Below are 17,074 nucleotides of genomic sequence, written 5' to 3'. Positions count from 1 at the left end.
TAATTCTCTTACTCTTTTAATTCTTTTTTGAACGCCTATTATTTTAAGAAACTTATTAAATAATTTCAACACATCTACTACCTTAATACCCTTATTAACCTGGTAACCATGTCTTAACACATTTACTAATTATATTTTTTAGTTGACAAATTTGAAAATTTATGCTATCCTATCTTTTTAAGGAAAGTCAAGATAAATTTTCTCATAAAAAGGCTTGACTTTCATAAAAATTAACATATAATTGGAACTTTACGATAGGACTATGAAAGAAAGCGAGCGGATAAGAATTAAATTGCGTGCCTATGACCACCGGCTATTAGACGCTTCTGCCAAGGAGATTGTGGAAGCGGTAAGAAGAACCGGGGCTTTGGTCTCGGGACCAATCCCCTTGCCGACAAAGCGTTCCCTCTACACAGTCTTACGCTCACCTCATGTGGATAAAAAGTCAAGGGAGCAATTTGAACTAAGAATTCATAAACGGCTAATTGAAATCTCTAATGCCACCTCAGATACGATTGACGCCCTAATGCGCCAAGAGATCCCAGCCGGGGTGGAAGTGGAGATAAAAGCGGTATGAATATGCTCTTAGGACGGAAGGTGAAAATGACCACTCTCTTTTCAGAAAAAGGGGAGGCAATACCCTGCACGGTCATTAAGGCCGGACCTTGCTTTGTTGTTCAGAAAAAAGTCAAAGAGAAAGACGGGTATAACGCCTTGCAATTAGGCTTTGAAGAAGTGAAAAAGGCGAATAAACCGATGACTGGTCATTTCCAAAAGGCAAAACTCCCACCGATGCGTTTCCTCGTTGAATTTCGGACGGAAGATGTTGATAAATACCAGTTAGGAGATAAGATTGATGTGAGTATCCTTTCCGAAGGAAGTTTGGTGAATATCACCGGTTGGACAAAAGGCCGGGGATTTGCTGGCGGCGTGAAGCGATGGGGTTGGCGGGGTGGTCCCCAGAGTCACGGTTCAATGTCTCACCGCCGAATCGGTTCTTTAGGGTCCGGAACTTTCCCGGGACATCCCTGGCGCGGCCGGACTTTACCTGGCCACTACGGCTGTGAGAGGGTGACGGTTAAAAATTTGAAGGTAGTGAAGGTTGATAAAGAAGCAAATATCTTGTATGTGAAAGGGGCTACCCCAGGACCGAGAAGCGGATTACTCATAATTCGGAAGAAGGAATCTTAATATGAAGACTTCCCTTTTTTCCATCACCGGTGAGATAAAGAGAGAAATTGAAATCCCGGACGAAATCTTCAACTGTCCAATAGAAGAAGGGGTTGTCTGGGAAGTGGTGAGAAACTATCTCGCCAATCAAAGGCAGGGAACAGCGAGCACCAAAACTCGGGGAGAAGTTTCCGGAGGTGGTCGGAAACCTTGGCCGCAGAAGCATACTGGCCGGGCGAGGCACGGTTCGCGCCGTTCGCCAATCTGGGTTGGGGGTGGTAAGGTCTTCGGTCCTAAACCCCGAGACTATCACTATTCTTTACCTAAAAAGAAGAAGAGGAAGGCGTTAGCAATTTCTCTCTCGGCGAAGATGGGAGAAAAAGGGATAATCTTTTTAGAAGATTTCTCCCTCGTCAGTCCTAAGACGAAGGAGATGGTTAAAATCTTAAGGAATTTAGGGATAAATCAAGGTGAATCTTGCCTCCTCCTTCTGGCGCAAATCGCCCGAGAGGTGAAATTGGCGAGTAGAAATATCCCTCACTTCCAATTGAAACAGGCAAAAGACCTTAATACCTACGATGTCCTGAAAAATAATAAACTACTCTTCACCGAGAGCGGCCTTAACCAGTTTTTAGAAATCTTTTCTCAAAAGAAGAGGGAGGAAGAGGTATGTATTCCGCCCGCGAGATAATCATTCAGCCTCTCTCTACGGAAAAGTCATCCCGATTGAAGGAATTGAGGCAATATACCTTTAAGGTTTTAAGGGATGCCAATAAAGTTGATATCAAGAGAGCAGTGGAAGAAATCTTTGGAGTGAAGGTGGAAAAGGTTCGGGTGATTAATATGAGAGGGAAGCCGCGGCGGATGGGTATCTATGCCGGACGGACAAGCAATTGGAAGAAGGCAATTGTCACCTTAAAGGAAGGAGAAAGGATTGAAGAATTAGAGGTCTAATATGGGTATTAAACAGTATAAACCATATACCCCTTCCAGGCGGTTTTATACCTCTTTCACCTTTGAAGAGATAACGACCGAAGAACCTTACAAGCCCCTTTTAGTGAGGAAAAAGAAGAAAGGGGGAAGAAATAATCAGGGAGTAATTACCGTTAAGTACCGAGGAGGCGGTGAAAAGCAATTCTACCGGATAATTGACTTCCGTCGCGATAAAAGAGAAATCCCGGCTAAGGTGAAGACGATTGAATACGACCCAAACCGAACCGCCCGGATTGCCTTAGTCTGCTATCGGGATGGTGAATATCGTTATATATTAGCCCCAGAAGGGCTCGCCGTAGGGGATGAGATTTTAGCCTCCGAAAAGGAAAATTGCCCGATCCGCCCGGGAAATGCGATGCCTTTAAGGCTCATTCCGGTTGGGGTGGAAATCCATAACCTCCAACTTTATCCCAACCGCGATTCCTATTGTGTGCGTGCCGCTGGTACTTCGGCCCAACTTTTAGCCAAAGAGGAAGATTACGCGGTAATCAAACTCCCCTCCGGCGAGATAAGAAAATTTCACCTTAACTGCTTTGCCACCATCGGCCGGGTCTCTAATCCCGAATGGAAAGATATCTCCTTCGGAAAGGCAGGAAGGATGCGCCATATGGGAATAAGACCACGGACGAGAGCGGTGGCGATGAATCCGATAGACCACCCGATGGGTGGTGGCGAAGGGCGTTCTCACGGTGGTCGCCATCCCTGCTCGGAAACCGGACTTCTGGCTAAGGGGAAAAAGACAAGAAAGAAGAAAAAGGTTTCTGACCAATACATAATTAAGAGGAGAAAGTAAAATGGGAAGGTCCACCAAAAAAGGTCCTTATATTGACCAGAATCTCCTAACCAAAATTAAAGAGATGAACGAAAGGGGTGAAAAGCGGGTGATAAAGACCTACGCCCGAAGGAGCACCATCCCTCCGGAATTTGTTGGTCATACAATAGCCATCCATTGTGGTAATCGCTTCCTCCCGGTCTATATTACCGAAAGGATGGTTGGCCATAAGTTGGGAGAATTTGCCCCCACCCGAACCTTCCGTGCCCACTCGGGGCAGAGAAAAGAAAAGAGAGAAGAGGGTAGAGAGAAGAAATGATAGAGAGTCAAGCTATCAGTCGCTACCAGAGGGTTTCAGCTAAGAAGATTAACCGCATCCTAGCCCTGATTAGAGGAAAGCCGGTTCCGGAGGCATTAAATATCCTCACCTTTCTTAATAAACAGAGGACTAAGACCTTCGTCCTCAAGACCTTAAAATCTGCGATTGCCAATGCCATTTACAAATCGGGAAAGGCGAAAGTGAAGGAGGAAGATTTATTTGTTAAGGAGGCGACCTGTGACCCCGGACCTTCCTTAAAGAGAGTTCGGGCAGGACCAAGGGGTATGCCCCTTTTTTATAAGCACCGAACCTCTCATATTAAAATAAAGGTTGGTACTAAATAGTAATATGGGGCAGAAGACTCATCCCTTAGGTTTTAGATTGGGTATCACCAAAGACTGGAAGTCTCAGTGGTTCTTTGCCGACAAGAAAGAATACCGAAATAACCTATTAGAGGACATTAAAATCCGAAAGTATATTGAGAACCGGAAATATAGCGACGCCAAAGAACCTCAGAAATCGGTCGACCCAATGATTTCTGATATTGAGATCCTGCGGGTTGGTAATAAGGTGACAATTATCATTCACACCGCTCGGCCGGGGGTGATCTTCGGCCGGGAGAAGGAGACTTTAAATTCCCTCTTAGCCGAACTCCGGGCTCTCACCAAAAAAGAAGTAGAGATTCATATTGAAGCGGAAAGGGTACCGGAACTTAATGCCCGCCTGGTCGCCCGGAGTATTGTGGAACAACTCTTAAAAAGGGTTGCTTATCGTCGGGCGATGAAAAAGGCAATTGCTTCTGCCCTCCGCCTGGGTGCCAAAGGGATAAAGGTTCAAGTCTCAGGAAGATTAGCGGGCGCCGAGATTGCTCGGAGTGAATGGCGCCGGGGTGGGAGTGTGCCCCTCCAAACTTTAAGGGCGGATATTGACTACGCAGTAGATGTGGCAAAAACGGTTTACGGGACGATCGGCGTGAAGGTTTGGATCTATAAGGGAGAAGTGAGTAGCGAAAGGAGTATTTAAGGGAAGATATGCTTGCACCCAAAAGGGTAAAATTCCGTAAACAACAGCGAGGCAGGAGAAAAGGGAAAGCCACCGCGGCTAATAAGTTAGATTTTGGCGAATACGGACTTCAAGCCTTAGAACCCTGCTGGTTAACTGCTCAGCAGATTGAAGCTGCCCGCATGACCATCTCTAAATACCTAAAACGAGCCGGAAAGATGTGGATTAGGGTCTTTCCGGATAAACCGGTAACGAAAAAACCGGCGGAGACCCGGATGGGAAAGGGGAAAGGAGATCCAGCGTTTTGGGTGGCGGTAGTGAAACCCGGAAGGGTACTCTTTGAAATAGAAGGGATTCCCGAAGAAGAAGCCATCGCCGCCTTCCGATTGGCGAGTGATAAATTACCCTGCCGCACGAGAATTCTCAAAAGAGAGGAGATCGCCTATGAAACCATCTGAACTACGTAATATGACCGACGAGGAACTATTAAAGACTTACTGCGATTTGAAAGAGGAACATTTCAACCTAAGAATGCGCAAGGTTATAGAAACCTTACCCAATCCCCTCAAATTGCGCACCTTACGGAGGGACCTGGCCCGAATTTTAACCATCCTCCGCGAGCGGGGCTACACAAAAGAAAAAGTGAAAAATTGGGAGAAGAGGTATGGCCGGAAGTAGGAAGATCTTAGTCGGTATTGTCAAGAGTAATAAGATGGAAAAGACCGTGGTTGTGGAATGCGAAAGATTGGTCCAGCATCCGAAATACAAAAAATATATGAAGAAAAAGACTCGGCTCTATGCCCATGATGAAAAGAACGAATGCCAAATCGGTGACCGGGTGATGATAAAGGAGACTCGTCCCTTATCAAAATTGAAGAGGTGGCGAGTTGTGAAGAAGCTATGATTCAAGATTTCACTCGTCTTGTGGTAGCAGATAATACCGGAGCCAAAGAAGCGATGGTAATAAAGGTTTTGGGAGGTTCCCGTCGGCGCTACGGCCGCCTGGGAGATATTGTCATCGTCACCATTAAAGATGCTCTACCCCAAGCACCGGTCAAACCGGGAGATAAGATGAAAGCGGTAATCATCCGGACGAAAAAGGAATTCCGACGTTCGGACGATTCCTACATCCGATTTGACGACAACGCCTGTGTTTTAATTGATGAAAAGGGGGAACCCAAAGGGACAAGAGTTTTCGGACCGGTACCCCGAGAGTTAAGGGAGAAAGAATTTACAAAAATTATCTCTTTGGCGAGCGAGGTGGTATGAAAACCCTTTTGAAAAAAGGCGATATCGTTGAGGTACGCCGAGGCGAAGAAAAAGGCAAAAGGGGTAAGATCCTAAAGGTCTTAAGGGAAGAGAATAGAATCCGGTGTTTGGTGGAAGGGGTGAATTTGGCGAAAAAGCACCAAAGACCAAGGGGAGCAGAAAAACCAGGGGGAATTATTGATATCCCCCAACCAATTGCTGTCTCTAATCTTGTCTTCATCTGTCCGAAATGCGGGAATAAAGCAAAATTAAAAAGGGAGGTGATAGAAGGGAGGAAGGTGCGGCGGTGCCGGGAATGTCTGGAGGTGATTGAATAATATGCCAACCAATTACCAACCTCGACTTAAAGAACTCTACCGAAAAAAAATCGTAAAGAACTTGATGGCAAAGTTTGGTTATAAAAATATCCATCAGGTGCCGAGATTAGAGAAAATTGTGATTAATGTTGGCGCGGGCGAGGCAATTTCCGACCCTAAAATTTTAGAGGCGATCAGCGAAGATTTAATGACCATCACCGGACAGAAACCAATCATCACCCGCGCCAAGGGAGCAGTATCTGCCTTCAAGTTAAAAAAGGGGATGCCGATTGGCGTAAAAGTGACTTTGCGGCGGGACCGGATGTACGAATTTTTAGACCGATTCTTAAACTTCGCTTGTCCCCGTATTAGAGACTTTCGGGGTTTCTCTCCCGATTCCTTTGATGGTCGGGGAAATTATAATTTAGGAATCTCGGAACAACTCATCTTTCCCGAATTGGATGTGGCAAAGGTAAAGAAAGTTTTCGGGATGGATATCGCTTTTGTTACCACCGCCAAACGGGATGATGAAGCAAAGGCTTTATTAGAAGAATTTGGTATGGTCTTCCGGAGTTTACCTGGAAAAAAGAGGTGAGGAATGGCAAGGCTCTGTCACATTGTAAAGGCAAATCGGGAACCAAAATTTCCCGTAAGAAAAAAATTTCGGTGCCAAAGGTGCTTCCGGCCGAGAGCCTATCTTAGACGATTTGGTCTCTGCCGTATCTGCTTCCGGGAACTCGCCCTGAAAGGGGAAATCCCCGGAGTGAGAAAGGCAACCTGGTAGGAGGAGAGATGGACCCGATCGCCGATATGCTAACAAGAATCAGAAATGCCCTGATGCGGGGAAAGCCCGAGGTGAAATTTCCTTATTCTAAGATGAAATTAGAGATTGCCCGCATCCTTTTAGAAGAGGGTTACATAAATAACTTTCAGGTGTCGGGCGAAGGGGTAAAAAAGGAGATTGTCATCTTATTAAAATATACCTTGGACGGGAGGCCGGTCATCTCGGAGATAAAGAGGGTTTCCCGTCCCTCCCGGCGGGTCTATGCGGGATATCGGGAAATTCCCAAGGTGGCGGGTGGTTTGGGAATTGCCATCCTTTCCACCCCTAAGGGGATCCTTTCCGACCGGGAAGCAAGAAGACAGAAAGTGGGGGGAGAGATTTTAGCCACTGTCTGGTAAAGAGGAATGCTTGACGAAATAAAAATTACCCGGGCGATAATTGATACTTATTTTAAGAAATTAATTGATGCCTTAGAAAGTGAAGTGATAATCGTCGGTGCTGGACCTTCTGGTTTAACCGCGGGTTATTATTTAGGTAAAGAAAAGATAAAGACGACAATCTTCGAAAGAAACCTCCGGCCGGGTGGGGGGATGCCGGGTGGAGGGATGATGTTTAACCAGATGGTGATTCAAAAGGAGGCAAAGGAGATTTTTGAGGAATTAGAAATTTCCTTAGAAGAGTATGAGGCAAACTATTTTACCGCCGATACCTTAGAAGCATTAGGCATTTTAACCGCTAAATGTCTCCAAACCGGAACGAAGATATTTAATCTAATTACCTGCGAGGATGTCTTAATTCGGGAGGAAAAAATTTGTGGTGTGGTAATCAATTGGACAAGTGTGGAAGAAGCCCATCTCCATGTTGATCCCCTTACGGTCCGCTCCCAATATGTGATTGACGCCTCCGGTCACCAGGCGGAGGTGGTAAGGATTGTCGAAAAAAAGATTGGCCAAAGACTCTTTACCCCAACCGGCGGTATCATTGGCGAGGGGCCGATGTGGGCAGAAACCGGCGAAAGAACGATTTTAGAAAATACGAAGGAGGTTTATCACAACCTCTTTGTCTGCGGTATGGCGGCAAATACCGTTTTTGGTGGACCAAGGATGGGACCAATCTTTGGGGGAATGTTTCTCTCCGGCCGGAAAGTGGCTCAACTCATAAAAGAACGCCGGAAAATTTCTTAGTTGACAAAAGCCAAAAATTTTCTATAATCTTTAATAGATGACTTAAGATAGTTGGAGGGAAAAATGGCCGAGCATGATGAGGCCTTAGAATTGGAGCAGAAGTACGGGGTACCCTTTGTGGATTTAACGACCTTTCGGATTGAGCCCGAGGTTTTGCAAACCTTCCCCGAGGAATTTTTACGCTCGCGGAAAGTATGCCCCCTTTTCCGTTCCGGAAATACTTTAGTTCTGGCAATGGTTGATCCAACCGATATCTATGTGATTGACGAAGTGCGGCGAATGAGCGGTTTAGATGTTGAACCGATGGTCTGCCGGGAGTTAGATTTATACCATGTATTAAATGAATACTACGCGGCAAGCGAACCTCCGGATATTCCGGATGAGCCTGAAGTAGAAACCATTGAGCCATTAGGAGCCGGCGAAGTGGCTTCGGAATTGGATTTAGCCCCGAAAAAATTGGAGGAGTTGGCTTCCGAAGCACCCGTTGTCCGGTGGGTCAACCAGTTAATCATCCGGGCGGTCCGGGAAAGAGCCTCTGACATCCATATTGAGCCGACTCGGGAAGGTTTGCAAGTGAGGTTTCGGATTGATGGCGTTTTACACCCAGTCGTCTCCCCCAAGAAGGCTTTACAATTGGCGGTCATCTCCCGTCTTAAGATAATGTCCCGGATGAATATCGCGGAAAAGAGATTACCTCAGGATGGCCGCTACGCAGCAATCGTGGACGGCCGGGAGATTGACTTCCGGGTCTCTACCTTTCCCACCACTTATGGCGAAACAGTGGTGATGCGGATCTTAGACCGGGTCCGACTTTTGAGTATGGATGAGTTAGGTCTCTTACCCGACCGTTTGGCTCTCCTAAGAGAAATGATTAGAAAGCCCCACGGTGTCATTTTGGTCACTGGTCCGACCGGTTCCGGTAAGACAACCACCCTCTACTCAATTTTGCACGAATTGCGAGGTACAGAAAAGAATATCATCACCATTGAAGACCCGGTGGAATATGATATTGACCGCATCTGCCAATCCCAGGTTAACGAAAGGGCCGGTTATACCTACCTCGTCGGTTTGCGGCATATCCTCCGTCAGGACCCGGATGTGATAATGATCGGTGAGATTCGGGACGGTGAGACTGCGGCTGTGGCGATTCGTTCCGCCCTCACGGGACAATTGGTCTTCTCCACCCTCCACACCAATGATGCCGCCGGTACCATCACCCGGTTGATTGATATGGGGGTAGAACCGTTCTTGGTCGCCTCAGCAATGGAAGGGGCAATCGCTCAAAGGTTAGTGAGGAGAATTTGCCCAAAATGTAAAGAGGAGTATGATCCCCCAAAGACCCTTTTGAAGGAGTTAAAATTGAAAGAGGGGACAAAGTTTTATCGAGGAAAAGGTTGTACCCACTGCCGAAATACGGGTTATTGGGGAAGGATTGGTATCTTTGAAGTCCTGCGGGTTGATGACCGGATGCGAGAGTTAATCGTCACCCGTCCGCCAACGAGTGCGATTCGGGCTTTAGCCCGGGAGCAAGGTATGGATACTCTTTGGGAAGATGGGATGAAAAAAGTTTTATTGGGTATCACTACCTTTGAGGAAGTGGCCCGCGAGGCAGAAAAGATAGATTAAGGAAAGGGAGGGGATATGCCGATTTATAAATATCGGGTGAGAGATAAGTCAGGAAAAATTTTGGAAGGAACCTTAGAAGGGATGGATCAGCGTGCGGTGTTGGAAAACTTAGAGGCTTTAGGCTATATCCCAATCAGTCTTAAAGAAGAGAAGGCAAAGAAAGCAACAACAGTGGAGTTGGGCCCAATTTTTGGGGGCCGGGTTAAAGATATTGATTTAATTAACTTCACCCGCCAGTTTGTCACCCTCCATCGGGCAGGTTTACCGATGCTTTCCACCATCGGTGCTTTACAATCTCAAACCAGAAACCGGACCTTAGCGAAATGTTTGGATACTATCCGGAAGGACCTAATGGGCGGGGCATCCCTCTCTCAGGCGATGGCTAAACACCCTCGGATTTTTTCCGACTTGTATGTCAATTCGGTTTGGGCGGGAGAAACCGGTGGTGTTTTGGATGAGATTTTAGCCCGGCTCGCCGAACTTTTAGAACACGAGAGAAGATTAAAGAGCGACGTGAAGAGTGCCCTCCGTTATCCAATAATCCTGATGGTGGGCTTTGTAATTGCGGTCATTGTCCTGACCACTTTTGTCCTACCAAAATTCATTATGCTTTTGACCGGCTTAGGGACGAAAGTCCCTCTCCCGACGCGAATTTTAATTGCGGTAACGATGTTTTTTCAAAAGTTCTGGTTTATCATCCTTCTTATCTTAGTAGCCCTCGGTGTTTTATTTTACCTCTTCACCCGGAGTAAAGATGGTCGGCTCTGGTGGGACCGGGTAAAATTACGGATCCCTATCTTCGGAAAGATCATCTTCAATATGACGATGTCCCGTTTCGCCCGAATGTTTGAAACATTAGACCGGACCGGCTTACCAATTTTAAGAAGCCTCGCCTTAGTCTCCAAAACTACCGGCAACGCCTTCCTCTCTACCCACATTGACAACATTGCCGAAAGTGTGAGAAGGGGAAGGGGTCTGGCAACGCCGATGAGGGAAAGCGGTGTCTTTCCGCCGATGGTCGTTCAGATGGTGGCAACGGGAGAGGAATCTGGTGCCCTTGACGATATGCTGCGGCAAGTCTCTGATTATTATGATAGCGAGGTGGAATACGCGGTAAAGAATTTAACCGGCATGATTGAACCAATCCTCATCCTCTTTATGGGCGTGGCTGTGGTCTTCCTTATCGTGGCGGTGATAATGCCTTATATGTCAATTCTAACAAGTTTTGGCCAACGGGGTACCTTCTAAACTAGATATCTAAGTTCTCCACATACTTCGCATTATTTTCAATAAATTCCCTTCGTGCCTCTACCCTCTCCCCCATTAAAAGAGAAAAGATCCGGTCTGCCTCCGCGGCATCCTCTAAGGTAACTTTCTTTAAGAGGCGCCTTTCCGGATCCATCGTTGTCTCCCACAATTGCAGGGGATTCATCTCCCCAAGACCTTTATACCTCTGGATTTCTACCTTATCACTTTTTAATTTCTTTAAGAACTTCTCCTTCTCCTCTTCCGAATAAAAGTAATGCTCCTCTTTCCCCACCTTAATCCGGTATAAGGGAGGCATAGCGATATAGATATAACCGGCTTCAATCAAAGGGCGCATAAATCGGAAGAAAAAGGTTAGAAGTAAAGTTTTGATATGACTCCCATCCACATCGGCATCCGCCATAATGATTATTTTCTTATAACGCACCTTCTCCGGATTGAAATCCTCCTCGCCGATTCCCGTACCAATGGCTGAGATAATGGTTCGGATCTCCTCATTGGCTAAGGTCTTATTGAGGCCCGACTTCTCCACATTCAAAATTTTACCCCGGAGAGGCAAAACCGCTTGGAACCTCCGGTCTCTCCCTTGCTTTGTTGAACCACCGGCGGACTCCCCTTCCACAATATAAAGTTCCGCCTCCTCGGGATTATCCGTGGCGCAATCCGCCAGTTTCCCAGGCAGGGTGTCCGATTCTAATAAACTTCGCCTCCGGGCTAATTCTCGTGCCTTTTTTGCTGCCTCCCGAGACTTCGCCGCCTGGATTACCTTTCCGATAATGATATTGGCAATTCTCGGATTTTCTTCTAAAAAGGTAGAGAGTCTTTCCGAAAAGACCGACTCCACAAAACTTTTCGCTTCACTATTACCCAATTTTGTCTTCGTCTGCCCTTCAAACTGGGGCTCGGGGATTTTTAAGGAGATGATAGCCGTTAAACCCTCTCGGGTATCCTCACCGATAATTTCCAAATCATCCTTCAAGAGGTTATTCTTCTTCGCGTACTCGCTTAAAGTGCGGGTGAGACCGGCCTTAAAACCCGAAAGGTGGGTTCCCCCTTCGTGCGTATTTATCGTATTGGCAAAGGAGAAGATATTTTCCAGATAAGAATCATTATATTGGAAAGCAATCTCCACCTCTAACCGCTCCTTAGACTCTTTGCAATAAAATGGTTTATGCAACCGCTGCCGCCCCTCGTCTAAATATTTTAAGAAGTCAAGCAACCCCCCTGGGAAATGGAAAACCTCCTCCTTATTTCTTCGCTCGTCTTTTAAGAAAATTTTGAGATTGGGAACCAAGTAAGCCAATTCTCGCAGGCGCATCGCCACCAAATCGTAATCCATATCAATCTTCTTAAAAATCTTCTTATCCGGTCGGAAAACAATCTTCGTTCCCACCTTTGTTGTCTTCCCTTTTACTAAGAGGGGAGTCTTTGTCTCCCCCCTCTCGTAGCGTTGATAATATATTTTCCCATCCCGATAGACATAAGCCTCCAAATATTCAGATAGGGCATTGACCACCGAAACGCCGACACCGTGGAGACCACCCGATATGGTATAAACCTTCCCTTCAAACTTCGCTCCGGTATGGAGCATCGTCATCACCACTTCTAAGGCGGGTTTCTTTTCGGTGGGGTGCAAATCAACCGGAATTCCCCGACCATTGTCCTCTACGGAGACGGCGTCATCTTTATGGAGGGTTACCCGAATTTCCGTACAGAAACCAGCCAGCGCCTCATCCACCGCATTGTCCACCACCTCCGATAGGAGATGGTGGAGACCCCTTGTGCCCACGTCGCCGATATACATCGCGGGACGACGCCGGACCGCCTCCAAACCTTTTAGGATATGAATCTTCTTAGCATCATAAACTTCGCTCATAGATCATTTTAAGAAAAACCGAAAGGATGTCAAACCTCTTCCCGAGGTTTGCCAATTAACTCCTCTATCTTATTAATCAGCGCCTCGGTGGAGAAAGGCTTGGTGAAATAGGCATCCGCCCCCCTTTTTAGACCCTCCTGAATGTGATATTCCTCATCCAGACCCGAGAGGAGGATAATGGGAATCTTCTGATACCGCGCATCCGTTTTCACCTGGCGACATAGGGTATAACCATCAAGTTCTCCGGGAAGGAGGATATCAAGGATGATAAGATTGGGGGACTCCTCCTCAATCAGTTTCCAGGCTTTAACCCCTTCTTGAGCCCGAAGACATAAATACCCAATTTTTCCCAAACGGGTTTCCAAGATATCTAAGATATGAGAATCGTCATCAACTAAAAGAATCTTTTTCCGATACATATCTTTGTTATTATACCGGAATTTTCTCTCTTGTCAAGAAAACTTAAGCCGAAGAGATTCTTTTTCCGATCGGTTGACAAAAGAAAAAAATTGATTTATAATAAAAATAAGTTATGTGGCTAGTGGTAAGAGACGAAAAAGGGGAAAGTAGATTCTCTCTCAACTCCCTCAATATCGTCCGTCTCCAGATTAAACAGACCGGTGGAGAAGAAGCCCTCCTCTGGGCGGATACCGTAGATAATAAAGGCTGTATTTTAACCCGGGGGTCTCGAAATTGGTGTGATCACTTCTTTAACCTGATAATTAACGAAAAGGAAAATCCCGGAACGTTGGAAATCCCGGAAAGGGAAAAGAAAGAAACAACAACGGATGCGCTCTGACGGCCGTAATTGGGATAAAGAGCGGAAGATAGAATACCATATTGGTTACCTCAAATACGCGGCTGGTTCCTGTTTAGTGAAGATGGGAAATACCGAGGTCCTTTGTGCGGCAACTGTGGAGAAGAGAGTACCGCCCTTTTTGGTGGGGACCGGTTCTGGTTGGATAACTGCGGAATATGGGATGCTCCCCTGCTCCACCAAAGAGCGAACATTAAGGGAAGGAACCTTAGGCAGGGCAAACGCCCGGAGTTATGAGATAAGAAGATTTTTGGGGAGGAGTCTGCGGGCGATTTGTGACCTTTCCGCCTTAAAGGAATACCAGATTATTATTGATTGCGACTGCTTGCAGGCGGATGGTGGAACAAGAACCGCTTCCTTTAATGGTGCTCTCATCGCTTTATATCAAGCAACTCGTGGTTTATTGGCGAAAAGAATTATTGACCGTGACCCAATCATTGAATTTGCCGGGGCGATCAGTGTCGGGATTGTCAATTCCCGAATTCTTTTAGACCTCACCTACGAAGAGGACTCTCAGGCGGAGGTGGATATGAATCTGGTCCTAACCGAATCCGGACGGATTGTGGAGATTCAAGCAACCGCGGAAAAAATTCCCTTTCGTTATGAGACATTCCAGAGGATGTTTGAAGTGGCAAAGGCAGGAATTTTTCGGATTATTGAAGAGGGGAAATTAGCTATTAAACCCCTCACCTAAATCCGATTCCCAAATGAAAATTTTTCTCTTATCCGGTGAACCTTCGGCTGACCTCTACGGTTCTTTGGTGGTTAAGGCGCTTAAAGAGTTAGAGCCGAAGGTTGAGATACGGGCAGTGGGCGGAAGGGAATTAGAATCTGCGGGGGCAAAACGAGTCCGAGATAATCAGGACCTCTCGGTCATCGGTTTCTATGAGGGGATAAGATCCGGTCCTCGCCTTTTTTGGTTAAAAGAGAAGTTGAAGAAGGAGATCATCTCCTTTGCCCCGGATATCTTTTTACCAATCTCTTTTGGGGGCTTTGCCTTACCTCTCTGCCGGGAATTAAAGAAGGAAGGAATAAAAATTATCTACCTCTCACCGCCCCAAATTTGGGCTTGGGGGAAGAGAAGAATCTTTTTCTTAAAAAGATATGTTGATAAAATTATCTGCCTCTTTCCTTTTGAAATTGAATTCTACCGAAGATATTCTCTAACCGCCTTTTACTTTGGTAACCCTTTGACCGAATTGACTCAAACTTTTTTGGGAAAAAGCAAAAGGGAAAATAGTGATTTGAGAATTATCTCCCTTGCCCCCGGTTCCCGAAAGGAAGAGATGAAAAGACATTTGCCCTTCTTAAAAGAAGTTTTCTATCAAGTGAATAGAAATAGAGAATTTATTGGCTTTTTTATTTTCCCTCCCTATCTTTTACCCGAAAAGAAAGGCGAGGAGGAAATAATTTTTACTCAAGAGAGGAGATACGAAATAATTGCCCGCTCGGAATTGGTAATCGGCAAATTGGGAACCATCGCCTTAGAGGCTGTCTTATTGGGTAAACCTTATGTTGGTATTTATATTCCAAGTTTACCTTCTTACATCCTCGGCAGATTTTTGGTACAGACAAAATTATTTTCCCTTCCCAACATCATCCTCAAAGAAAAGGTCTTCCCTGAATTTATTAGACCAAATTCAAAAGAGGTGGAAGAAGCGATAAAGATTGTTTTGAAAAATAAGGAATTTTACGAAAGTTATTGCCTAAAGGTGAGGGAGATTTTGACCGAAGAGAAACCAGCCAAAAGGATTGCGGCGGCGATTCTTGATTAGTAAGCGATTTGCAGTTGCGATAAAATCCGCCAAATTTTCTTATCCTGCCAAATATAATTTAATGCCAACTTCAACTTCTCTTTCAAAGGGATAAAGTTTATCCCGAAGGTATAAAACTTCTTAATCACCTTATTATATTCTAACCAATCATACCGAAATAGAGGTTCGTACCTCTTTTGCCGATAAATCAGAGCGAAATAGAACCCTTTGCCTTTTAAGGTGTCTTCCAAGAGGAGGAATTCCGAAGCCAACTCTAAGGGGGTCTTTACTCCTAATTCTAACCCCCACCGTTCGTATCCTTTCAGACTATCATCCTTTCCCAATTTTCCATAATAGAAATTGCCTCCGAAAAGTAAATCCTTTTGCCGGAGAGCCAAGCGGCCGGAAAGGTCTTTCCATCTGTTATCGTCTTTTAAGACATTTTTGCCCGTACCGTTAACACAGGCAAAGGCGAGTTCTGCCCGCTCCTCCCGGTAGATGAGTAACAAACCAACATCTCGGGGATTTACTGGGGCTCGGTATTTACCGATTAGCGAATATTCTATGAAATCTAACTTTGGTGGGGGAAGAAGCATCTCCATTCCTAAAAATTGCTTAAATTGACCAATCCTTATCTCCCAAGGGCTTTTCTTTAGAGCGCAATAGAGGTCATAGGCGGGCTTGCCCAAGATATCTCCAACATCAAGATAAATCCGAGCGGTAAGATACTTATTGATATTCTTTGTAAAACCTAAAAAGGCGTTACGGAGAGAGAAAGTATTTTGGCAGGTATCATTAGATTTGATATATTGATAACTTGTCCAGATACAAGCATCAAGATTTACCCCTTCCTCAGCCAAGAGGCAGGATTGAGCGAAAAGAAAAGAAAAAGAAAAGAGAAAAATAATTAATTGCCTTCTCATAAAAATTTGGCGGAGGCGGGTAGGAATCGAACCTACCCTTCCCCTTTTGGGGGAAGACCCGGATTTGAAGTCCGGCAAGCACACCAGCACTCTTCCGCCTCCAAAGTCTATTATAAAAAATTTCCGGTAAAAGTCAACCCAACCGATACCTGCGATAAATTAACTCATTGAAAGATAAGGACTTAGATACAAAGGAAAATTTAGTGTCAGATTTTGGGGGGCATTTCCGTTATTTATATGTGGGGGTATTGGGTTCTAATCCCAACCCCGAAAAGAGAGAGGTGTAATATGAAGAATGCTTTAAGGCGAATCGAACCGGAGATTATCAGAAGAGATTTTGCCCAATTGAAAGAGAAGATGCCACAACAGATTACTGCCTATTTTATAGAGATTTTTGAGGTTGAGAAAAAGCGATTTTAAGCGAATATGACCTATCAGTTATTGTTATCCCTTCTATGCCCGGGAATTATATAGCCTTTGTAAGAGATATGCGGGATTCCTTTATTCCGGTTGTCTATCACTTCGCCGATTATGCCTTTGGCAGAAAGGTCCATAAAATCTTAAAGAAAAGAGGTCTTTTAAGGGGGGTCTTATTGGAGAATAAGAAGGCATTAAGAGAGAATTAGTCCTTAACCGAAAACGGAATTAAATCGCAAGAATTTTATGAGGTAGGAGGGGTTTATCTTTATAAAATTGGGTGAAGCATACAGGGGATGGTATCGGAAGCCTAATTAAAGGTCTTATCTGAAGGCAAATCATCAGGAAAAGTGAGATCCTAATAACCCCTTAAAAGACACAGACCTTATCTAAAAAGTCTCCTTAAAATTTGACAAAATCCCTTAGTACTAAATAGCATTTGAAAGTGAAAGATATCAATTTTTAGGTTTTTCCACCGCCGTCTTTCATCAAAATAAAATCTTACCATAGCTAGGATGTAAATTTTGTTGATAATTTGGATACTTTTCATTCTTCGTCTTCTATGGAAAGACTATACTTTTTACGATATGCCTCGTCAAGTCTTTT

At 45.2% G+C, this 17,074-nt stretch carries 27 protein-coding genes and 1 tRNA gene; 24 read left to right on the top strand and 4 right to left on the bottom strand.

All coding sequences use genetic code 11. The features are described from left to right. The first annotated feature begins 262 nt into the window (after positions 1 to 262). The 19 genes from rpsJ (at position 263) to ABIL00_06950 (ending at position 10,663) form a co-directional block, all read left to right on the top strand. Positions 263 to 577 carry a 30S ribosomal protein S10 gene (gene rpsJ / locus ABIL00_07040; protein MEO0110511.1) on the top strand — a complete coding sequence of 105 codons (315 nt, stop codon included), beginning with the start codon at positions 263 to 265 and terminating at the stop codon, positions 575 to 577. Further along, a complete protein-coding gene (gene rplC, locus ABIL00_07035) occupies positions 574 to 1,191 on the top strand; it encodes a 50S ribosomal protein L3 (GenBank protein MEO0110510.1) in 618 nt (205 codons plus the stop codon). Before rpsJ ends, rplC begins: the two co-directional genes overlap by 4 nt. 1 nt (position 1,192) lies before the next feature. After that, positions 1,193 to 1,861, top strand: coding sequence for a 50S ribosomal protein L4 (gene rplD / locus ABIL00_07030; GenBank protein MEO0110509.1), 669 nt, complete (start codon positions 1,193 to 1,195; stop codon positions 1,859 to 1,861). Next, on the top strand, positions 1,840 to 2,124 hold the full coding sequence (gene rplW / locus ABIL00_07025; protein MEO0110508.1) for a 50S ribosomal protein L23: 285 nt from the start codon (positions 1,840 to 1,842) through the stop codon (positions 2,122 to 2,124). The genes rplD and rplW overlap by 22 nt, the downstream gene beginning before the upstream one ends. A gap of 1 nt (position 2,125) precedes the next feature. Next, the gene (rplB, locus tag ABIL00_07020; GenBank protein ID MEO0110507.1) at positions 2,126 to 2,956 is read left to right on the top strand and encodes a 50S ribosomal protein L2; all 831 of its coding nucleotides are present in this window, start codon (positions 2,126 to 2,128) and stop codon (positions 2,954 to 2,956) included. A gap of 1 nt (position 2,957) precedes the next feature. Continuing rightward, the gene (rpsS, locus tag ABIL00_07015) at positions 2,958 to 3,254 is read left to right on the top strand and encodes a 30S ribosomal protein S19 (protein MEO0110506.1); all 297 of its coding nucleotides are present in this window, start codon (positions 2,958 to 2,960) and stop codon (positions 3,252 to 3,254) included. Next, entirely contained in the window at positions 3,251 to 3,598 is a 348-nt protein-coding gene (locus tag ABIL00_07010; GenBank protein MEO0110505.1) for an uL22 family ribosomal protein, read from the top strand. The genes rpsS and ABIL00_07010 overlap by 4 nt, the downstream gene beginning before the upstream one ends. Before the next feature lie 4 nt (positions 3,599 to 3,602). Then, the gene (rpsC, locus tag ABIL00_07005) at positions 3,603 to 4,277 is read left to right on the top strand and encodes a 30S ribosomal protein S3 (protein ID MEO0110504.1); all 675 of its coding nucleotides are present in this window, start codon (positions 3,603 to 3,605) and stop codon (positions 4,275 to 4,277) included. A gap of 8 nt (positions 4,278 to 4,285) precedes the next feature. Further along, positions 4,286 to 4,714: a 50S ribosomal protein L16 gene (gene rplP, locus ABIL00_07000; GenBank protein ID MEO0110503.1), complete on the top strand. Its 429-nt coding sequence runs from the start codon at positions 4,286 to 4,288 to the stop codon at positions 4,712 to 4,714. Continuing rightward, positions 4,701 to 4,934, top strand: coding sequence for a 50S ribosomal protein L29 (gene rpmC / locus ABIL00_06995; GenBank protein MEO0110502.1), 234 nt, complete (start codon positions 4,701 to 4,703; stop codon positions 4,932 to 4,934). The genes rplP and rpmC overlap by 14 nt, the downstream gene beginning before the upstream one ends. Beyond that, positions 4,921 to 5,160: a 30S ribosomal protein S17 gene (rpsQ, locus tag ABIL00_06990; protein MEO0110501.1), complete on the top strand. Its 240-nt coding sequence runs from the start codon at positions 4,921 to 4,923 to the stop codon at positions 5,158 to 5,160. The genes rpmC and rpsQ overlap by 14 nt, the downstream gene beginning before the upstream one ends. Further along, positions 5,157 to 5,525: a 50S ribosomal protein L14 gene (gene rplN / locus ABIL00_06985; protein ID MEO0110500.1), complete on the top strand. Its 369-nt coding sequence runs from the start codon at positions 5,157 to 5,159 to the stop codon at positions 5,523 to 5,525. The genes rpsQ and rplN overlap by 4 nt, the downstream gene beginning before the upstream one ends. Then, the gene (rplX, locus tag ABIL00_06980) at positions 5,522 to 5,842 is read left to right on the top strand and encodes a 50S ribosomal protein L24 (GenBank protein ID MEO0110499.1); all 321 of its coding nucleotides are present in this window, start codon (positions 5,522 to 5,524) and stop codon (positions 5,840 to 5,842) included. Before rplN ends, rplX begins: the two co-directional genes overlap by 4 nt. A gap of 1 nt (position 5,843) precedes the next feature. Continuing rightward, positions 5,844 to 6,416 carry a 50S ribosomal protein L5 gene (gene rplE, locus ABIL00_06975; protein MEO0110498.1) on the top strand — a complete coding sequence of 191 codons (573 nt, stop codon included), beginning with the start codon at positions 5,844 to 5,846 and terminating at the stop codon, positions 6,414 to 6,416. Positions 6,417 to 6,419: 3 nt separating this feature from the next. Continuing rightward, positions 6,420 to 6,605 carry a type Z 30S ribosomal protein S14 gene (locus tag ABIL00_06970; GenBank protein ID MEO0110497.1) on the top strand — a complete coding sequence of 62 codons (186 nt, stop codon included), beginning with the start codon at positions 6,420 to 6,422 and terminating at the stop codon, positions 6,603 to 6,605. Between the two features lie 8 nt (positions 6,606 to 6,613). Continuing rightward, on the top strand, positions 6,614 to 7,003 hold the full coding sequence (gene rpsH, locus ABIL00_06965; GenBank protein MEO0110496.1) for a 30S ribosomal protein S8: 390 nt from the start codon (positions 6,614 to 6,616) through the stop codon (positions 7,001 to 7,003). 6 nt (positions 7,004 to 7,009) lie between these two features. Then, positions 7,010 to 7,789 (top strand): sulfide-dependent adenosine diphosphate thiazole synthase, encoded by a 780-nt coding sequence (locus tag ABIL00_06960; protein MEO0110495.1) that lies wholly within the window; start codon positions 7,010 to 7,012, stop codon positions 7,787 to 7,789. A gap of 63 nt (positions 7,790 to 7,852) precedes the next feature. Beyond that, positions 7,853 to 9,415, top strand: a complete 1,563-nt coding sequence (locus ABIL00_06955) for a GspE/PulE family protein (protein ID MEO0110494.1) — start codon at positions 7,853 to 7,855, stop codon at positions 9,413 to 9,415. A gap of 15 nt (positions 9,416 to 9,430) precedes the next feature. Further along, positions 9,431 to 10,663 (top strand): type II secretion system F family protein, encoded by a 1,233-nt coding sequence (locus ABIL00_06950; protein MEO0110493.1) that lies wholly within the window; start codon positions 9,431 to 9,433, stop codon positions 10,661 to 10,663. A gap of 1 nt (position 10,664) precedes the next feature. On the opposite strand, the gene gyrB is transcribed toward ABIL00_06950, so the two are convergent. Both gyrB and ABIL00_06940 read right to left on the bottom strand, forming a co-directional pair. Beyond that, a complete protein-coding gene (gene gyrB / locus ABIL00_06945; protein MEO0110492.1) occupies positions 10,665 to 12,557 on the bottom strand; it encodes a DNA topoisomerase (ATP-hydrolyzing) subunit B in 1,893 nt (630 codons plus the stop codon). A gap of 29 nt (positions 12,558 to 12,586) precedes the next feature. Next, a complete protein-coding gene (locus tag ABIL00_06940; protein MEO0110491.1) occupies positions 12,587 to 12,976 on the bottom strand; it encodes a response regulator in 390 nt (129 codons plus the stop codon). A 113-nt stretch (positions 12,977 to 13,089) separates the two neighbouring features. Here ABIL00_06940 and ABIL00_06935 point away from each other — a divergent pair, with 113 nt between their 5' ends. The 3 genes from ABIL00_06935 to ABIL00_06925 are packed head-to-tail and all read left to right on the top strand — an operon-like array spanning position 13,090 to position 15,149. Then, positions 13,090 to 13,356: a hypothetical protein gene (locus ABIL00_06935; GenBank protein MEO0110490.1), complete on the top strand. Its 267-nt coding sequence runs from the start codon at positions 13,090 to 13,092 to the stop codon at positions 13,354 to 13,356. Next, positions 13,346 to 14,068, top strand: coding sequence for a ribonuclease PH (rph, locus tag ABIL00_06930; GenBank protein MEO0110489.1), 723 nt, complete (start codon positions 13,346 to 13,348; stop codon positions 14,066 to 14,068). Before ABIL00_06935 ends, rph begins: the two co-directional genes overlap by 11 nt. A 13-nt stretch (positions 14,069 to 14,081) precedes the next feature. Further along, positions 14,082 to 15,149: a hypothetical protein gene (locus ABIL00_06925; GenBank protein MEO0110488.1), complete on the top strand. Its 1,068-nt coding sequence runs from the start codon at positions 14,082 to 14,084 to the stop codon at positions 15,147 to 15,149. Here the strand turns inward: ABIL00_06925 and ABIL00_06920 are convergent. Both ABIL00_06920 and ABIL00_06915 read right to left on the bottom strand, forming a co-directional pair. Continuing rightward, entirely contained in the window at positions 15,146 to 16,051 is a 906-nt protein-coding gene (locus ABIL00_06920; GenBank protein MEO0110487.1) for a porin, read from the bottom strand. The genes ABIL00_06925 and ABIL00_06920 overlap by 4 nt on opposite strands. Before the next feature lie 7 nt (positions 16,052 to 16,058). Beyond that, positions 16,059 to 16,153 (bottom strand) — tRNA-Sec (locus ABIL00_06915). A gap of 186 nt (positions 16,154 to 16,339) precedes the next feature. On the opposite strand from ABIL00_06915, the gene ABIL00_06910 reads away from it, so the two are divergent. Further along, positions 16,340 to 16,471, top strand: a complete 132-nt coding sequence (locus ABIL00_06910; GenBank protein MEO0110486.1) for a hypothetical protein — start codon at positions 16,340 to 16,342, stop codon at positions 16,469 to 16,471. A gap of 68 nt (positions 16,472 to 16,539) precedes the next feature. Then, positions 16,540 to 16,677: a hypothetical protein gene (locus ABIL00_06905; GenBank protein MEO0110485.1), complete on the top strand. Its 138-nt coding sequence runs from the start codon at positions 16,540 to 16,542 to the stop codon at positions 16,675 to 16,677. Positions 16,678 to 17,074 lie beyond the last annotated feature (397 nt).

The sequence above is a fragment of the candidate division WOR-3 bacterium genome (genome assembly GCA_039801905.1).
In the GTDB taxonomy this organism is placed as follows: Bacteria; Hydrothermota; Tepidihabitantia; order Tepidihabitantales; family JBDRVQ01; genus JBDRVQ01.
Note: the sequence above shows the minus strand (reverse complement) of the source record. Positions and strands in the feature narration are given on the sequence as shown.

Coding starts and splice junctions, on each gene's coding strand:
- rpsJ (MEO0110511.1), top strand. CDS start 263: ATGAAAGAAAGCGAGCGGATAAGAATTAAATTGCGTGCCTATGACCAC.
- rplC (MEO0110510.1), top strand. CDS start 574: ATGAATATGCTCTTAGGACGGAAGGTGAAAATGACCACTCTCTTTTCA.
- rplD (MEO0110509.1), top strand. CDS start 1,193: ATGAAGACTTCCCTTTTTTCCATCACCGGTGAGATAAAGAGAGAAATT.
- rplW (MEO0110508.1), top strand. CDS start 1,840: ATGTATTCCGCCCGCGAGATAATCATTCAGCCTCTCTCTACGGAAAAG.
- rplB (MEO0110507.1), top strand. CDS start 2,126: ATGGGTATTAAACAGTATAAACCATATACCCCTTCCAGGCGGTTTTAT.
- rpsS (MEO0110506.1), top strand. CDS start 2,958: ATGGGAAGGTCCACCAAAAAAGGTCCTTATATTGACCAGAATCTCCTA.
- ABIL00_07010 (MEO0110505.1), top strand. CDS start 3,251: ATGATAGAGAGTCAAGCTATCAGTCGCTACCAGAGGGTTTCAGCTAAG.
- rpsC (MEO0110504.1), top strand. CDS start 3,603: ATGGGGCAGAAGACTCATCCCTTAGGTTTTAGATTGGGTATCACCAAA.
- rplP (MEO0110503.1), top strand. CDS start 4,286: ATGCTTGCACCCAAAAGGGTAAAATTCCGTAAACAACAGCGAGGCAGG.
- rpmC (MEO0110502.1), top strand. CDS start 4,701: ATGAAACCATCTGAACTACGTAATATGACCGACGAGGAACTATTAAAG.
- rpsQ (MEO0110501.1), top strand. CDS start 4,921: ATGGCCGGAAGTAGGAAGATCTTAGTCGGTATTGTCAAGAGTAATAAG.
- rplN (MEO0110500.1), top strand. CDS start 5,157: ATGATTCAAGATTTCACTCGTCTTGTGGTAGCAGATAATACCGGAGCC.
- rplX (MEO0110499.1), top strand. CDS start 5,522: ATGAAAACCCTTTTGAAAAAAGGCGATATCGTTGAGGTACGCCGAGGC.
- rplE (MEO0110498.1), top strand. CDS start 5,844: ATGCCAACCAATTACCAACCTCGACTTAAAGAACTCTACCGAAAAAAA.
- ABIL00_06970 (MEO0110497.1), top strand. CDS start 6,420: ATGGCAAGGCTCTGTCACATTGTAAAGGCAAATCGGGAACCAAAATTT.
- rpsH (MEO0110496.1), top strand. CDS start 6,614: ATGGACCCGATCGCCGATATGCTAACAAGAATCAGAAATGCCCTGATG.
- ABIL00_06960 (MEO0110495.1), top strand. CDS start 7,010: ATGCTTGACGAAATAAAAATTACCCGGGCGATAATTGATACTTATTTT.
- ABIL00_06955 (MEO0110494.1), top strand. CDS start 7,853: ATGGCCGAGCATGATGAGGCCTTAGAATTGGAGCAGAAGTACGGGGTA.
- ABIL00_06950 (MEO0110493.1), top strand. CDS start 9,431: ATGCCGATTTATAAATATCGGGTGAGAGATAAGTCAGGAAAAATTTTG.
- gyrB (MEO0110492.1), bottom strand. CDS start 12,557: ATGAGCGAAGTTTATGATGCTAAGAAGATTCATATCCTAAAAGGTTTG.
- ABIL00_06940 (MEO0110491.1), bottom strand. CDS start 12,976: ATGTATCGGAAAAAGATTCTTTTAGTTGATGACGATTCTCATATCTTA.
- ABIL00_06935 (MEO0110490.1), top strand. CDS start 13,090: ATGTGGCTAGTGGTAAGAGACGAAAAAGGGGAAAGTAGATTCTCTCTC.
- rph (MEO0110489.1), top strand. CDS start 13,346: ATGCGCTCTGACGGCCGTAATTGGGATAAAGAGCGGAAGATAGAATAC.
- ABIL00_06925 (MEO0110488.1), top strand. CDS start 14,082: ATGAAAATTTTTCTCTTATCCGGTGAACCTTCGGCTGACCTCTACGGT.
- ABIL00_06920 (MEO0110487.1), bottom strand. CDS start 16,051: ATGAGAAGGCAATTAATTATTTTTCTCTTTTCTTTTTCTTTTCTTTTC.
- ABIL00_06910 (MEO0110486.1), top strand. CDS start 16,340: ATGAAGAATGCTTTAAGGCGAATCGAACCGGAGATTATCAGAAGAGAT.
- ABIL00_06905 (MEO0110485.1), top strand. CDS start 16,540: ATGCGGGATTCCTTTATTCCGGTTGTCTATCACTTCGCCGATTATGCC.